Here is a 15,195-nt window from a genome sequence, read left to right on the forward strand (position 1 = left end):
AATTTTGCCTCTCGCCTGGTCAGGGCGGTCGCGGCCAGGCTGAGGACATGACCGGACCTACCCGCGAGGCGACCGCCGACCTGATCACGCTGCCCGGCACACCGCTTGCCGATGCCGTCATGGATCTCATCCGGCCGGTGGAAACGCCATCCGTGTTCAACCACAGCATCCGCAGCTACCTGTTCGCCCGGCTGGTGGCCGAGCGCCTCGGCCTGGCCGTCGGCCACGACTACCACGACGACCTGTTGTTCGCCGCGTGCGCGATGCACGACCTGGGCGTGGCGCCGGACGGCCCGCACAGCCAGCGGTTCGAGGTCGAAGGCGCCGACCGGGCCGCCGCGTTCCTCGTCGACCGCGGAGTGCCCGCGGCCGACGCCGACCAGGTCTGGCAGGCCATCGCCCTGCACACCTCCCCGGGCATCGCGGAACGCCGCGGCACGCTGTGCTCGCTCGTCCGCGAAGGCGTCGCCCTCGACTTCGGCGGCCCGCTCGGCGCCAACCACGTCGAAGCCGTCACCGACGAGCAGGCCGACGCCGTCCACGCCGCCTACCCACGGCTGGAAATGATCCGTTCACTCACCGACGCGATCGTCGCGCAGGCCGCGAAAAACCCGATGAACGCGCCCCGGTACGCGATCCCCGGCGAATTCCTCCGCGAACGCCAGACCTTCGGCCGGACCCGGCTGGAGCACGCCTGCCGTTCGTCCCGCTGGGGCAACTGACCCCACGGGCTCTGACCCCACGGGCGCTACGACCCGCTCAACAAGGAAAGGGAAACACCGCAATGACCGTCCAGACCGTCGAGATCCCCGAGGACAACGCCGTCTTCGGGCAGACCACCAGCGCCTTCGCGAGCTTCGGCTATTCCGCCGCGGTCCGCGCGCACGGCCTCCTGTTCATCGCCGGAACGATCGGCCGCCGCGCCGACGGAACCATCCCGGACACCATCGAGGAGCAGACCGAGATCGCCATCCGGAAGATCGAGGAGATCCTTCGACTGGAGAATCTCGACCTGTCCGCCCTCGTCGACGTCACCAGCTACCACGTCGACATCCGCCAGCACCTGCCCGGCTTCGTCGAGGCCAAACAGCGCCTCGTCGAGGCTCCCTACCCGACCTGGACGATCATCGGGGTCAGCGGCCTCGCCAGCCCGGGACTCCTCGTCGAAATCCGCGCGACCGCCGCCTACCCCGGCGACGCATCCCGATAGACCGCTTCTCCCGGGCGCGGGGCCGGCCCCACCGGCCCCGCGCCCGGTGCGGTTCGTCATGAAGACCCCGCACGACGGCGCCGAGTCGCAACGTGCGCGAGCCGCGCGGCGCCCGGCCTCAGCGGTGCAGCGGGCCGACCACGTCCTCGACGGACCGCAGCGCCTCCCCGCTTCGCACAAGCTCGGCGATGTGCTCTATGTCGGCGTGGAAGACCCGGTCCTCCATGACGGTCGGTACGGCTTCGCGGATTCGGGCCCGCAGCGCCTTCGCGGCCGGCGAGGGCGAGTGCGGTGCGAGCAGGTCGAGCGCCTGCACGGCGCACATCAGCTCAATCGCCACGATGTAGCCGAGCTTGCGCGCCGCCCGGTATGCCTTCAGCACCGCCAGATAGGCGTTACTGACCGAGTCCTCCTGGTTGGCCGAGGTGGGGATGGTGTCCGCGGACGCCGGCACCGCCATGCCGCGCAGTTCCATGGTCAGCGCGGCGGTTGTGTACTGCGCGATCATGTAGCCGCTGTTGAGCCCTGGCCGGGGAACCAGGAAGGCGGGCAGCTCGCTGAAGTGGCTGTTGACCATCCGATCGGTGCGCCGCTCGGCCACCTTGGCCAGCACTGTCATCGCATTCACCATCGCGTCGGCCTGGATGCCGACGAACGTGCTGTCGAAGTTCGCCCCCATCAGCGCCACCCCGTCCTCGCCCTCGGGGTGGATGACCGGGTTGTCGCCCACCGAGTGCAACTCCTCGACGATGACCTCCCGTGCCTGCGCGAGCGCCCGCTTCGCACCGCCGTGTATCTGCGGGACCCCGCGCAGGCAGTAGCCGTCCTGGAGCCGATGGTCGAGGAACTCGGCGCTGATCGCGCTCGACTCGATCAGCCGCCGCAGGTTCTCGGCGACCGCGGCCTGTTCGGGGTGTCGCTTCCGCTCCTGCAGCCGGGCGTCGTAGGCGCGGACGGTGCCCTTGAGTGCCTGCACCGACAGGCTCGCGGCGACGTCGGCGGTGGTCGCCGCGACACCGGCATCGTAGGCGGCCAGGACGGCGATTGCGGTGACGGAGTGCGTCCCGTTGGTGAGCGACAGCCCTTCCTTGCAGCCGAGCCGGGTCGGCTGCTCCCCCATCCGGGGCAGTGCCTCGGCCCCGGGCAGCAGTTCGTCGCGATACCAGGCCCGGCCCTCCCCCAGCAGCACAAGGGCCATATGTGCCTCCGGGGCCAGGTAGCCGACGGAACCCTCACCGGGCACATGCGGCGTGACCTGGGCGTTGAGCATCCGCCGGATCAGCTCCAGGGTCTCGAACCGGATGCCGGAATAGCCTTCGCCGAGACCGACCAGCTCCATCAGCGCGATGGCGCGGACGATCTCGGTGGGCAGCGGTTCGCCGACCGAAACGGCATGTGAGCGCACGATATTGCGTTGCAACCGCTCGGCATCCGCCGGGTCGATCACCTTCGTGACGTTGTCACCGAATCCGGTGGTAACCCCGTACACCAAGCGGTTCTCAGCCAGGAAGCGCTCCACCAACGCGCGTGACTTGCGCACCCGGTCGACATACGTCGCGTCGAACTCGACCCGGGCTCCGTACCGAGCGACCGCGACGAACTGCTCGATGGCGATCAGACCCTCACCCAAGGTGACAGTGGTGATCTCGCGGGCATCCATGGGGATCCTCTCAAGTTGGTCAGCTTGGTCAGCAGTCGGCGATGGGGCCGGTCGAGGAGTGGTCTGCACGGGCGGCGCCAGACGCGTCCCGACGAGGGTCGGCTCCGTCAGCTCGAAGACTGCGGACACCCCTCGCGCTCGACATGTATTCATTCACTAGACAAGGTGAATGAATCATTCTATTTAAAATCTGGCAAGGGCCAGGGCGGCTACACGATCCAGGGGGCGGGCCACCGCGAACTGCGGATGCCGGGTGCCGACAGCCGCAAACCCGACGTGACAGCCTCCGCCGAGCGCCTCAAGCGATCAGCGCCGCCCGGCGCCCCCACGACTGGCCCAGGCCATCGGCCTGTCACCAAGGCCGGGGCCAACTCGCGCCCAGCGACAACGAGATCCGCGCGCGAGAGCGACTGCAACACCCAGTCCGATGTGGCCAGAGCCGTGAACGACGGAGCGGCCTGACACTACTTACGACGCCCCGGAAAAGCCTCGACCGTAGTGGATCGGTCGGGATGACGGCCTCGATCCATCCGTCGTCGCCGACGGGGATCGCGGTGGAGTCCACTGCCCGCACCACCTCCGGGGGAACGTTGTCGGGCAGGCGCCGGCGTCCCCGCGGGGACAGGCGGATGGTGGCGGTGCCGGTGTAGCGGCGGGCGTGGAAATCCTCGAGGTAGGAGGTCCAGTACGCGCCCAGGTCGAATCCCCGCGGCCGGTCGAACCGCTCCTCGCTCAGCACGGCGTCGAGGATTTGGGCGACCCGGTAGGTGGCGGTCCGGGTCTCCCCGGCGGCCACGAGGTACCAGATACCGGATTTGAGCACCAGGCCGTAGGGGCGCAGACGGCGGCCGACCTCCCGCGGGGCGCGCCACCGGCGGTAGCGCACGTCCACCGCACGCCCGGTGAGCAGCGCGTCGACGAACACGGCCAGGTGCGGGGTCGGTTCGGGTTCCCGGTACCAGGCGGGGGCGTCCAGGTGGAACACGGACGCGGTCCGTGCCGCCTCCTCGCGCAGTGGCGCCGGCAGCGCGGCCAGCAGCTTCAGCCGCGCAGCGCTCACCTCCGCCGTCAGGCCCAGATCGGCGGCGGGGCCGGGCAGTCCGGCGAGGAACAGTGCCCGTGCCTCGCCCTCGCTCATTCCGGTCAGACGGGTGCGATAGCCCTCGAGCAGCTGATAGCCGCCCGCGCGGCCCGGCTCGGCGTAGACCGGGATCCCGGCTGCCTGCAGGCGTGCCAGGTCGCGATAGGCGGTTCGCACGGACACCCCCAGCTCGCCGGCGATCGCGCGTGCGGAGAGGCGGCCGCGGGATTGCAGCAACAACAGAAGCGACAGCAATCGGCCTGCGGACATGGGTGCGATTCTCCTCGAAAAACCCTGACAGCAGGTGGCACACCGCTCCCCTAGCGTCGATCGGTGTCCGGCCCCGACCGAACCCGCCGGACATCCATGCCTGGAGAAGAGCCCCCGGACAGGAGTTTCGCCATGTCCCCCACCGACGCCGACACCGACGCCGCCACCGACGCCGACCATCACCCTGCTGTGATCGAGCTTCGCCAGTACACGCTGCGGCCCGGCCGCCGTGAGGAACTCATCGAACTCTTCGACCGGGAGTTCATCGAAACGCAGGAGGAGACGGGGATGGTCGTACTCGGCCAGTTCCGCGACCCGGTCCCCGGGCCAACGCCACCATGGCCGACTCCGACGATGTGCTGTTGCTACGGCCCCTGACGGCCGGGAGCGGCTTCACCGTCCGCTCCTCCCACCGGCCCCAACCCGGGGCACCGGCACCGGACCGGTTCGTCTCCGCCACCATATGGTCCTTCCCTCCCGGAGCGCCCGATGGCATCGCCCTCATCCGGGACGGTCTTCTGCCCGTGCTCCACGAGACCGGACCCGCGCCACTGGCCGCCCTCACCACCGAGACCGCGCACAACACCTTCGCCAGGCTGCCTGTCCGCACCGGAGAAAACGTCGCCGCCGTCTTCACCTCGTACCCCGACGAACGAGCGCGGCGCCGACACCTCGCCGAGATACAGGACCACCCCCGCGCCCGGGAAATCCTGACGGGCGTCAGAAGAGAGCAGACGGCAGTTCCCAGGACACTGAGGCTGACACCCACAAGCCGCTCACTCACCCCCTGACCCGGGTAGGCGGGGAGTGGCCCTCGCACGCTCGGAGTCCGAGGCGGCACAACCTGAAGGGCCCCAGGAGCGCGGCGGACGAGGACCGGTCGGCCAGGTGGTGGGACCTAGGCCTGGTAGGCCACGGAGATCTGGCCCGCCAGGACGGCGAACGGCATGTCCAGGGCAGCGTAGAGGGCGGCGGATCGGGGGGCGGCGTTGTCGGCCAGGGCCTCGACCATGAGGGTGGCGTAGTCGCTGACGATGACGCCCGCCTGCTGCATGCGCAGCAGTCCGGCCTCCCGCTTGGCCTGGCTGAAGGTGCCGGAGGCGTCGACGGCGACGTAGGCGTCGTATCCGGCGGCCGTCGCGGCGATCGCGGGCAGCGCCGCGCACACCTCGAGCGACACCCCTGCGAAGATCAGCTTCTTTCGGCCGGTGGCCTCGACGGCCCAACCCACGGCTCAACGCGATGGTGACCGTGCTCGCCGAACAGGCACTCGCCGCCGCGCGAGCGGCTGATGAATCGGTCGCGGCCGGTGCCCCGCTCGGGCCCTTCCACGGTGTGCCGTTCACGGTCAAGGACGCGCTGGACGTCGAGGGTGTCGTGACCACGCGTGGTTCCGCGCTGTTCCGCGACCATGTCGCGGCGGCGGACGCGACCGTGGTGGCGCGGCTTCGGGCGGCCGGTGCGATTCCGCTGGCCAAGACGAACCTGCCCGAGTTCTCCTACTGGACCGAGACCGACAACCTGCTCGTCGGCCGGTGCCGCAACCCCTGGGATGCCGAACGGACACCCGGCGGCTCCAGCGGCGGCGAGTCGGCCGCGATCGCCGCCGGGATGTCACCACTCGGGCTGGGCAGCGATGTCGCCATCTCGGTGCGCGGCCCGGCGCATGACACGGGGATCGTCGCCCTGAAGGCCACCCGGGGCAGGATTCCGATCACCGGACACTGGCCGGACGTGCCCCGTCGTTACTGGCATGTCGGCCCGATGGCGCGCAGTGTGCGGGACATCGCGACGGCGTTGCGCATTCTGTCCGGGCCCGACGGCGCGGATGGTGAGGTGCGGCATTCACCGCCCCACACCGACCCCCCGAAGGAGGTGACCGGGCTGCGCGTCGGCTGGCTGACGGAACCCGGATTCGGTCCGGTGGACCATGAGGTGGCGGCCACGGTCTCGGCCGCGGCCGACGCGCTGCGCGAAGCCGGCTGCACCGTGGAACCCGCTCCCCTGGAAACGCTGGAGACGATCGACGCGATCGCGCTGGGCGCGGTCCTGCTGACCGCGGAGACGGTGCCGTACTTCCGGCGTGTGGCCGCCGGCCGCGAGTCCGAACTGCACACCGTCACGCAACGCACGATCAGCGCTCCGGAGGTGGCGCTGGCGGACTACGTCGCCGCGCAACAGCAAGTCGAGGCCCTCAGTGGGCTGTTCGCCGGATACTTCGAACGCTACGACGCGCTGCTGTGCCCCGTGTGTCCCGTACCGGCCCCGCCTCATGCGCGGCCGTCGTTCCGTGTCGGGGACCGGACGGTACCGGCGACCGGCATCATGCGCGCCACCGCGCCGTTCAACCTCACCGGCCTGCCCGCGCTGTCATTGCCGTTCGGGACCGGCGACGGCGACCTGCCGATCGGTGTCCAGCTCGTCTCCCGCTCGTTCGACGAGACGACCGTGCTGCGCCTGGGCGCGGCACTCGAGTCGGTCAGTCCCGTCCGCCACCGCTTCCCCGACCTCGCGCGGCACTGATCCGTCGCATGCGCGCGGGCCTCGGCCCCATCAGGTGACGTCGTCGTCGGCTGTCTCGCCCGTGGCCTCGTCGTGGCCCGGCTCGGTGCGCTCGACGTGGTCGACACGCTCGACACGCTCGACGTGGTCGAGGTGGTCGATCGTCTGCTCGCTCCACGCCCGGATGGCCGCGGTCTGCTCGGGCGTGAGCGAGTCGAGGAAGTAGCGGCGGATGTTGCCCGCGTGCACGAGGATGGCGCTCTGCACGGCGCGGCGGCCCTTCGCGGTCAGCCCGATCCCGGTGCGGCGGCCGCCGGCCCCGCATCGGGTCCGCTCCACGAAACCCCGGTTCTCCATGCGCGTCAGCTGATGCGAGACGCGGCTCTTCTCCCAGTCGAGCGACTCGGAGAGCTCGCCGACGCGCATCTCGCGACCTGGCGCCCGCCACAGGGACACCAGCACGCTGAACTCAGCCTTCGAGATGCCGCAGTCGCGCTGCAGACCACGGTCGAGCTCCCGGGTGAGCAGGCGCTGAGCGCGCACATGAGTGTCCCAGAACTCCCACTCCTCGGGCTCCAGCGTATGGGTCTCCACCATGGCCGGAATCATACCGGGCAAGCCAGTTGACGCATCAACTCGGCGCTTCCTAGAGTTGATGCGTCAACTCCAGGAAGGACATGATGAGGAAACTGTTGCGGGGCGGCATGGTGGTCAGCATGGACCCGGCCGTCGGCGATCTCGGGCAGGGCGATGTGCTCATCGAGGACGGCCGGATCGCGGCGGTCGCCACCACCCTCGACGCGGCCGGCACCGCCGACGCCGAGGTCGTGGACGCCACCGGCAAGATCGTGATGCCCGGCTTCGTGGACACCCACCGGCACACCTGGCAGACCGCGTTCCGCGGCATCGGCGCGGACTGGACGTTCGACCAGTACGGCGTCGCCATGCACGGCACGCTCCGGCCGCACTACCAGCCGGAGGACGTGTACCTGGGCAACCTGCTCGGCCGGATCGAGGCGCTCGCCTCGGGCGTGACGACCATGCTCGACTGGTTCCACTGCTCCGACCGCCCGGAGAACGCCGACGCCGCGCTCCAGGCGCTGCGCGAGGCACCCGGTCACTCGGTGTTCTGCTACTGCGCGGGCATGGCCGGTGAGCCGGACATCGCACCCGAGATCACCCGCGTACGGTCCCAACTGCCCGACGACGGCATGGTGCTGGGCCTGCGCGGACCGCAACTGACCACCATGGACACCACCGCAGCCGATGTCGCGCTGGCACGGGAGCTCGGGCTGCGGGTGAGCGTGCACGTGCACGGCGCCACCGGCTGGCCGAGTGGCCACCGCCCGATCGCCGAGATGCGCGACCGCGGGCTGCTGGACGACCGCACGACCTTCGTGCACGGCAACGGCATCTCCGACGACCAGGTGGCGATGATGGCCGATGCGGGCTGCTCGGTGACGGTCAGCCCGGACGTCGAGCTGAAGATGGGCTTCGGCTGGCCCGAGACCGGCCGCATGCTGGCCGCCGGAATCCGCCCGTCCCTGTCGATCGACGACTGCCCGTCCGCCGGTGGCGACATGTTCTCGACCATGCGCACGGCGTTCGCCGTGCAGCGCGGTCTGGACGGCGGTCTCACGGCACGGGACTTCGTCGAGTTCGCCACGGTGGACGGCGCCCGAACGTGCGGACTCGACGCCCGAACCGGCAGCATCACCGTGGGCAAGGACGCCGACCTGATCCTGCTCAACGCCGAGGACCCCTCGGTCTTCCCGGTCGGCAACCCCGTCGGCACGATCGTCGCCGCCGGCCACCCCGGCCTGGTGGACAGCGTCTTCGTCGCCGGCCGGGCGGTCAAGCGGGACGGCCGGCTGCTCGGTGTGGACCTGCCGGCGCTGCGCGCCCGGCTGCTGGAGTCCCGCGAACGGATCGCCACGGCCGCCGGCATCGCGGTCGACGGATCGTGGACGCCCCCGGCACGATGAGCACGACCGGGCCGACCCCGCTCGCCGGCTTGGGCTCAGGTCTGTTGGATTCTGATCGTTGCTCTACCTGTCCGACGTTCATCCATCAACGGAAGCGGGACATATGAGCTCAGGAATACGGCGCCGCAGCGTTCTGTCCGCGGCCGCCCTGGGAAGCGCGGCCGGTTCGCTCGGTCTCTCCGCTCCGGCGTCGGCACAGCCGGTGTCCGGCGCCGAAGCGCCGGCGGCCGCGCTGCCCGCCGAGGACGGGTACGACCTGTGGCTACGGTACCGGCAGGTGGAGGACTCCGGTCAGCTCAAGCGGTACCGGGACGCCGTGGGGACGTTGGTCTGGCAGGGCGGCGGCCCGCTGCAGCGGTCGGCGGTGGACGAGTTGGTCCGTGGGCTCGGCGGGCTGCTCGGTACCCGGGTGAGGCCACGTACCAACGCCCCGCGCACGCGGCGCTCGTGGTGGGCACCCCGGCGAGTTCCGCCCTGGTCCGGGGGCTCGTCCCCGCGGCCGACCTGGCCGAACTGGGCGAGGAGGGCTATGTCGTCCGCCAGGTCACCCGGCGCGGCAGGGACTTCACCGTGGTGGCGGCCCACGCGGACCGGGGTGTGCTCTACGGAGCGTTCCACCTGCTGCGGCTCGTACAGACCCGGCGGCCGCTGGACCACGTCGACCTCACGGAGCGTCCGGCCGCCCGGCTGCGCATGGCCGACCACTGGGACAACGACGACGGTTCGATCGAGCGCGGCTATGCGGGCCGGTCCTTCTTCGACTGGGAGAAGCTGCCGCGACTCGACGACCGGTATACGGACTACGCACGTGTCCTGGCCTCGCTCGGCATCAACGGCGCCGTGATCAACAATGTCAACACGCCGGCGGACTACCTCGCCGAGCCGTTCCTGACCAAGCTGGCCGCGCTGGCCGGTGTGCTGCGCCGGTACGGCGTGGCGCTGTACGTCACGGCGAACTTCGCCGCCCCCATCGACCTGGGCGGGCTGGACACCGCCGACCCCTTCGACCCGGGGGTGCGCGCATGGTGGACGAGGAAGGCCGAGGAGATCTACGGCAGGATCGAGGATTTCGGCGGCTTCCTGGTGAAGGCCAACTCCGAGGGCCGCCCGGGGCCGTTGGACTACGGCCGCACCCACGCCGACGGGGCCAATCTGCTGGCGGGCGCGCTGAGACCGTACGGCGGGGTCGTGATGTGGCGGGCCTTCGTACACGACACCGACGCGAAGTGGGACCGGCAGGCGTACCTGGACTTCACACCGCTGGACGGGAAGTTCGCGGACAACGCCGTTGTGCAGATCAAGAACGGGCCGATCGACTTCCAGGTCCGCGAGCCCGCCCACCCCCTCTTCGGCTCGCTGCCGAGCACCAACTCGATGATCGAGCTCCAGGTGACGCAGGAGTACACCGGGCACGCCACCCATCTGTGCTATCTGGTGCCGCAGTGGAAGGAGGTCCTGGACTTCGACACGCTCAAGGCGGGCGAGGGCAGCACCGTGGCCCGTGTCGTGACCGGCCGGGTGCACTCCTACGCGCACTCCGGGTTCGCGGGGGTGATGAACTTCGGCGATGCCAGGAACTGGACCGGCTCACACCTGGCCGCCGCCAACACCCACGGCTACGGACGGCTCTCCTGGAACCCGGACCTGTCCGCGTCGGACCTGGCCACCGAGTGGACCCGGATGACCTTCGGCAACGACCCCCACGTCGTCAAGACCGTCTCCGCCCTGCTCCTGGACTCCTGGCACACCTACGAGGACTACACCTCGCCGCTGGGCACGGGATACCTCACCCATCCGCCGGACGGCTCGGTGACCGGGCACTTCGACCCGAGCCCGACGACGACCACCCAGTTCCACAAGTCGGACCGCGCGGGCATCGGCTACGACCGCACCGCCGCCACCGGCGACGGCTACACCGAGCTGTACGCGCCGAGGACACGGGACGCCTACGAGTCGCTGGAGGACTGCCCCGAGGAACTGCTCCTCTTCCTCCACCATGTCCCGTACACCCACCGGCTGGACAGCGGAAGGACCGTGATCCAGCACATCTACGACACCCACTTCTCCGGCGCGGAGCGGGTGGCGGAGATGCGCACGGCCTGGGAGGGGCTGCGCCGCCGGGTCGACCACCGGCGGTTCGCCGAGGTGCGCCGCCAGTTCGGGGAGCAGCTCACCGAGGCCGCCAAGTGGCGGGACACCCTGGTCGCCTACTGGTTCGACCTGAGCCGGATCCGCGACGAGCGCCGCGACTGGCTCCAGGCGATCGTCGCCCCGGCCGACACGGCGCTGCTGGGCGGGGAGCGCAACGAACTTCCGGTGCAGGTGGTCAACGCCACGGGCGCCGGGCTGCGCACGGTGACCACGCTGGCTGTCCCCGAGGGCTGGCGGTCCGAGGAGGCGACCGCCTACGTGGCCTCGCGGGAGGGCGAGACGGTGAGGATGACCGTGGTGCCACCGCCGGCACCGGCGCTCGCCACCCTGCACGCGCGCCCGAGGTCGGGCGCGGTGCCGGTGCTCGACTCCTCGCTGCGCAGCCTGGCCAAGACCGTCGTCGTGCCACCCGCCGCGCGGTGCGTCCACGCGCTGGACGCCGGGCCCGCCTCGGCGCCGGTGCTGAAGGACTACACCCGGCTGTCACCGGCCAGTGGCTGGCACGAGGGCGCCGGGTTCGGCTGGGTCGGCGACACGCCCGACGCCACGGACACCGGACTGTTCGATGTCGTCCGCCGGGACTACGTACGCGACAGCGCCCCGGCCGTGCTGCGGCTGAGGCTGCCGGCCGGACGCTGCACCGCGCATCTGCTCACCGGCGACCCCAACACCTTCAACAGGTCGCTGATCGTCCGGGTGGACGGGGTCGAGAGGGCCCGGAGCGAGCGGCTCGACGGCCGGGAGTTCACCTGGCTCCGGATCCCGCTGGACGGCGGATCCTCCGGACGCGAGGTGGATCTGGAGCTGTCCTCGAAGGAGGACGAGACCTGGCATCTCAGCGCCTGCGTGGTACTGGCCGACGGCCAGGAGCGGCTCTAGCCGCGACCGCTCGCCGGGGGCCCGTCGGCTCGCCGACGGGCCCCCGGCGAGTGTTGGAGGACCGACCTCGTGGGAGCCGCTGGTTTCACAGAGCGATCAGTCCCGCCTTCGTCTGCTTGAACCCGCAGGAGTCGAAGTAGAAGGACTCCAGTTCGTCGTCGAAGTCAACGTGCAACCATTCGCAATCAGCGGCGCGGGCGCCTTCCACCGCCGCCGCGACGAGCGCCGTGCCGATACCTCTCCCCCGGTCCCCGCGGGCCACGACGGTGTCGAGGATGAAGGCATGGACGCCGCCGTCCCAAGCGACGTTGACAAATCCGACGAGGCGGTCTCCCTCGCGTGCGCAGACCCAGCCCAGACTGTGCCGGCGCAGTTGCGTGAGCCAGTCGACGTTCAGAACGGGACGGTCGAAACCCTCGGCGTGCAAGGCTTCAATGGCCGCACTGTCGACATCGCCTCGCCACTCATACGTGATCGTCATGGCCCGATCGTAGCCACCCGCGCGGGCGCAGGGGTTCCGGGCGATTCAGGCGCGGTGCGCGCCCCGTGGGAATGGTTCCGTCCTGGCTCTTGACGGTGGGTGAGGCTCACGCCAGAGTTCATTAATGCGCATTACTAATGCGCATTAATGAATCGGTGAGCGAGGGGACGTCAGGGGTGGATCAGCCGAAGAAGCGGGCGAAACCGGGACGGAATCCGGCGCCCGCGGGCCGTACGTCACGGCCGCGGCAGGCCGAGGTGGCCGGGCTCGCCGGAGTGTCCCAGGCGACGGTGTCGCTGGTCCTGTCGGCGCGCGGCGACGGCAGAGCCGCCGCGATCTCCGAGGAGACGCGGCAGCGCGTCCTCGACGCGGCGCGCAGCCTCGGCTACGTACCGGACCCGGCGGCCCGGCGGCTGGCGGCGGCCAGCAACAACCTGCTGGGCGTCTTCAGCTTCACCGCCACCTTCCCGACCGACGTCCAGCACTCGTACTACCCGTTCCTGGTGGGCGTGGAGCAGGAGGCGGCCGCCCGGGGCTACGACCTGGTGCTGTTCACGGGTTCGAGCACCGGTGGCGCGGGCGCCACCGGACCGGACGCGCTGAGCCGGGTCCGGCTGGCCGACGGGTGCCTCTTCCTCGGCCGGCACGTACCGCTGGCCGAACTGAAGCGGCTCGTCGCCGACGGGTTTCCGGTGGTGCATCTGGGCCGCCGCGAGGAGCTGGAGGGGCTGGCCTGGGTCGGTGCCGACTATGTCAGCGCCAGCCGTGAAGTCGTCGGCCATCTGGCCGAGTTGGGGCACCGGCGGATCGTGCTCGTACGGGAGGACGACGACGCGCCCCCGTCCACGGACCGCCAGCAGGGCTTCCTGGACGGCCTGGCGGCGGCGGGCATCGCGGGCGGCCCCGGCGCGGTGCTGCGCTGCGCCGATCCGGCGCGTGAGCTGACCGCGCCGCGGGTGCGGGCCCTGGTCGCGGACGGGGTGACCGCGTTCGTGGCCGAGGAGACCGACACGGGGGCGGCGTGGCGGGCGCTGAACGCCGCCGTCCGGGAGGCCGGGCTCAGCTGCCCGGGCGATGTCTCGCTGGGGCTGCTCGGGAGCCCGCCCGCCGACCTCGCCGCCCGGCCCGTGCCGATGGGGTTCGACATCCCCCGGCACCGGCTCGGCGCCGCGGCCGTCCGGCTGCTCGCCGCGCTCGTGTCCGGCGAGGAGGCACACGAGCCGTTGGTGGCCTGCGAGTTCCGTGCGGGCGAGACGGCGGGCCCGCCCGTCCCACCCCCGTAGCGGCCGACTCCGGAGCAACTCCGTTTCGGCGGAACGAAGTTCAGTCACGAACACGAGGAGCACGGTGATACCCCAGCCAGACATCCTGATCGTCGGTGGCGGCCTCGGTGGCGTCGCCGCCGCGCTCGCCGCCTGCCGAGCGGGCCGGCGCGTGGTGATGACCGAGGAGACCGACTGGATCGGCGGGCAGTTGACGGCGCAGGCCGTGCCGCCGGACGAGCACCCATGGGTGGAGCGGTTCGGCACGACGGCGACGTATCGGGCCCTGCGCGAGGGCATCCGGGCCTACTACCGGCAGTGGTATCCGCTGCGGGGCGAGGCACTCGGGCTCACCGAGCTCAACCCGGGCGCCGGGCGCGTCAGCAAACTGTGCCACGAGCCGCGCGTCGCGCTCGCCGTCCTGGAGGCGATGCTCGCGCCCCACCGGGCCTCCGGGCTGCTGACCGTCCTGACCGAGCACCGGGCCGTCTCCGCCGAGCACGACAACGATGCCATCACGGCCGTCACGGTACGGGACCTGCGCACCGGCACCCTGCGCACCGTCTCCGCCACCTACGTCATCGACGCCACCGAGACCGGTGAGCTGCTCGAGCCGGCCGGAGTGGAGCACGCTTGCGGGGCCGAGTCGCACGCCGAGTTCGGGGAGCCGCACGCCCCCGCCCAGGCCCAGCCCGGCAACCAGCAGGGCATCACGGTGTGTTTCGCGCTCTCCCACCACGAGGGCGAGGACCACACGATCGACCGGCCCGAGAGCTATGACTTCTGGCGCGCCTACCGCCCCGAATTCTGGCCGGGGCCGCTGCTCGGGTTCGAGGCCCCCGACCCGCGCACCCTGGAGTCCGTCCCGCGCACCTTCGTGCCCAACCCCGAGCTGGATCCGCTGGCTGTCAGCGCGGACCAGAGCGCGGACGCCGGGGACAAGGAGCTGTGGGGCTTCCGCCGGATCCTGGCCCGCAAGCTGCACCGGCCCGGGGCCTTCGACTCGGACCTCACCCTGGTCAACTGGCCCCTGAACGACTACTGGCTGAAGCCCTTCATCGGCCAGGAGGCCGAAGCGCTGGGCGAGGCACGGCAGTTGTCGCTGTCGGTCCTGTACTGGCTGCAGACCGAGGCACCGCGCCCGGACGGCGGCACCGGGTTCCCGGGGTTGCGCATCCGGCCCGATGTGACGGGCACGGCGGACGGCCTCGCCAAGGCGGCCTATGTGCGCGAGTCGCGGCGTATCAAGGCGGTGACGACCGTCGTCGAGCAGGACGTCGCCATCGACGTCGTGGGGCCGTACGGCACCAAGCACTACCGGGACTCGGTCGGCGTCGGGGGCTACCGCATCGATCTGCACCCCTCGACCGGCGGCGACACCTACATCGACATCGGCTCGGTGCCGTTCGAGATCCCGCTGGGCGCGATGGTCCCGCGCCGGGTGCGGAACCTGCTGCCCGCCGCCAAGAACATCGGCACCACGCACATCACCAACGGCTGCTACCGCCTGCACCCCGTGGAGTGGAACGTCGGCGAGGTCGCGGGCGCGCTCGCCGCGCACTGCCTGGCCGAGGGCGTGGAACCGCATCAGGTGCAGGCGGACGGCAAGCGGTTCGAGGAGTTCGCGCGGGTGCTGGACCGGGCGGGTGTGCAACGGAGCTGGCCCGACGTCCGCGGCTACTGACCGCCTCCCCCTTCGACAACGTACGCACGT

At 70.9% G+C, this 15,195-nt stretch carries 12 protein-coding genes and 2 pseudogenes; 9 read left to right on the forward strand and 5 right to left on the reverse strand.

The window, feature by feature from the left end; translation table 11 throughout:
• Nucleotides 1-47 precede the first annotated feature (47 nt).
• A complete protein-coding gene (locus tag NP777_RS00650) occupies nt 48-722 on the forward strand; it encodes an HD domain-containing protein (RefSeq protein WP_256647987.1) in 675 nt (224 codons plus the stop codon).
• A gap of 62 nt (nt 723-784) precedes the next feature.
• Nucleotides 785-1,210 (forward strand): RidA family protein, encoded by a 426-nt coding sequence (locus tag NP777_RS00655; protein WP_256647988.1) that lies wholly within the window; start codon nt 785-787, stop codon nt 1,208-1,210.
• Nucleotides 1,211-1,328: 118 nt separating this feature from the next.
• Here the strand turns inward: NP777_RS00655 and NP777_RS00660 are convergent, their stop codons facing one another.
• Entirely contained in the window at nt 1,329-2,870 is a 1,542-nt protein-coding gene (locus tag NP777_RS00660) for an HAL/PAL/TAL family ammonia-lyase (protein ID WP_256647989.1), read from the reverse strand.
• A gap of 352 nt (nt 2,871-3,222) precedes the next feature.
• On the reverse strand, nt 3,223-4,221 hold the full coding sequence (locus NP777_RS00665) for a helix-turn-helix transcriptional regulator (RefSeq protein ID WP_256647990.1): 999 nt from the start codon (nt 4,219-4,221) through the stop codon (nt 3,223-3,225).
• A 132-nt stretch (nt 4,222-4,353) separates the two neighbouring features.
• Here NP777_RS00665 and NP777_RS00675 point away from each other — a divergent pair.
• Nucleotides 4,354-5,012, forward strand: a pseudogene (locus NP777_RS00675) (NIPSNAP family protein).
• 107 nt (nt 5,013-5,119) lie between these two features.
• On the opposite strand, the gene NP777_RS00680 reads toward NP777_RS00675, so the two are convergent.
• Nucleotides 5,120-5,452, reverse strand: coding sequence for an isochorismatase family protein (locus NP777_RS00680; protein ID WP_256647993.1), 333 nt, complete (start codon nt 5,450-5,452; stop codon nt 5,120-5,122).
• Nucleotides 5,453-5,463: 11 nt separating this feature from the next.
• Between NP777_RS00680 and NP777_RS00685 the strand changes: the two genes are divergently transcribed.
• Complete coding sequence (locus NP777_RS00685; protein WP_256647994.1) at nt 5,464-6,744, forward strand: amidase; 1,281 nt, start codon at nt 5,464-5,466, stop codon at nt 6,742-6,744.
• A 30-nt stretch (nt 6,745-6,774) separates the two neighbouring features.
• Here NP777_RS00685 and NP777_RS00690 read toward each other — a convergent pair whose 3' ends face one another.
• Nucleotides 6,775-7,320 (reverse strand): MarR family winged helix-turn-helix transcriptional regulator, encoded by a 546-nt coding sequence (locus tag NP777_RS00690; protein WP_256647995.1) that lies wholly within the window; start codon nt 7,318-7,320, stop codon nt 6,775-6,777.
• Nucleotides 7,321-7,400: 80 nt separating this feature from the next.
• Here NP777_RS00690 and NP777_RS00695 point away from each other — a divergent pair, with 80 nt between their 5' ends.
• The 3 genes and pseudogenes from NP777_RS00695 to NP777_RS00705 all read left to right on the forward strand — a co-directional run bounded on the left by NP777_RS00695 (nt 7,401) and on the right by NP777_RS00705 (nt 11,738).
• Nucleotides 7,401-8,708 carry an amidohydrolase family protein gene (locus NP777_RS00695; RefSeq protein ID WP_256647996.1) on the forward strand — a complete coding sequence of 436 codons (1,308 nt, stop codon included), beginning with the start codon at nt 7,401-7,403 and terminating at the stop codon, nt 8,706-8,708.
• Between the two features lie 103 nt (nt 8,709-8,811).
• Nucleotides 8,812-10,229: pseudogene (locus NP777_RS00700) on the forward strand (alpha-glucuronidase family glycosyl hydrolase); the annotation flags it as partial.
• Nucleotides 10,230-10,262: 33 nt separating this feature from the next.
• A complete protein-coding gene (locus tag NP777_RS00705; RefSeq protein WP_256648609.1) occupies nt 10,263-11,738 on the forward strand; it encodes a hypothetical protein in 1,476 nt (491 codons plus the stop codon).
• An 85-nt stretch (nt 11,739-11,823) separates the two neighbouring features.
• Here the strand turns inward: NP777_RS00705 and NP777_RS00710 are convergent, their stop codons facing one another.
• The gene (locus tag NP777_RS00710) at nt 11,824-12,219 is read right to left on the reverse strand and encodes a GNAT family N-acetyltransferase (RefSeq protein ID WP_256647997.1); all 396 of its coding nucleotides are present in this window, start codon (nt 12,217-12,219) and stop codon (nt 11,824-11,826) included.
• A 176-nt stretch (nt 12,220-12,395) separates the two neighbouring features.
• On the opposite strand from NP777_RS00710, the gene NP777_RS00715 reads away from it, so the two are divergent.
• Complete coding sequence (locus NP777_RS00715; protein ID WP_256647998.1) at nt 12,396-13,502, forward strand: LacI family DNA-binding transcriptional regulator; 1,107 nt, start codon at nt 12,396-12,398, stop codon at nt 13,500-13,502.
• A 64-nt stretch (nt 13,503-13,566) separates the two neighbouring features.
• A complete protein-coding gene (locus NP777_RS00720) occupies nt 13,567-15,165 on the forward strand; it encodes an FAD-dependent oxidoreductase (RefSeq protein WP_256647999.1) in 1,599 nt (532 codons plus the stop codon).
• Nucleotides 15,166-15,195: the final 30 nt, after the last annotated feature.

The organism is Streptomyces rugosispiralis, from assembly GCF_024505145.1.
Classification (GTDB): Bacteria; Actinomycetota; Actinomycetes; order Streptomycetales; family Streptomycetaceae; genus Streptomyces; species Streptomyces rugosispiralis.

What these genes read in the sequence shown, in the direction of transcription:
- NP777_RS00660 (WP_256647989.1), bottom strand. Translation starts at nt 2,870, where the DNA reads ATGGATGCCCGCGAGATCACCACTGTCACCTTGGGTGAGGGTCTGATC.
- NP777_RS00695 (WP_256647996.1), top strand. Translation starts at nt 7,401, where the DNA reads ATGATGAGGAAACTGTTGCGGGGCGGCATGGTGGTCAGCATGGACCCG.
- NP777_RS00665 (WP_256647990.1), bottom strand. Translation starts at nt 4,221, where the DNA reads ATGTCCGCAGGCCGATTGCTGTCGCTTCTGTTGTTGCTGCAATCCCGC.
- NP777_RS00710 (WP_256647997.1), bottom strand. Translation starts at nt 12,219, where the DNA reads ATGACGATCACGTATGAGTGGCGAGGCGATGTCGACAGTGCGGCCATT.
- NP777_RS00685 (WP_256647994.1), top strand. Translation starts at nt 5,464, where the DNA reads ATGGTGACCGTGCTCGCCGAACAGGCACTCGCCGCCGCGCGAGCGGCT.
- NP777_RS00655 (WP_256647988.1), top strand. Translation starts at nt 785, where the DNA reads ATGACCGTCCAGACCGTCGAGATCCCCGAGGACAACGCCGTCTTCGGG.
- NP777_RS00705 (WP_256648609.1), top strand. Translation starts at nt 10,263, where the DNA reads ATGAACTTCGGCGATGCCAGGAACTGGACCGGCTCACACCTGGCCGCC.
- NP777_RS00690 (WP_256647995.1), bottom strand. Translation starts at nt 7,320, where the DNA reads ATGGTGGAGACCCATACGCTGGAGCCCGAGGAGTGGGAGTTCTGGGAC.
- NP777_RS00650 (WP_256647987.1), top strand. Translation starts at nt 48, where the DNA reads ATGACCGGACCTACCCGCGAGGCGACCGCCGACCTGATCACGCTGCCC.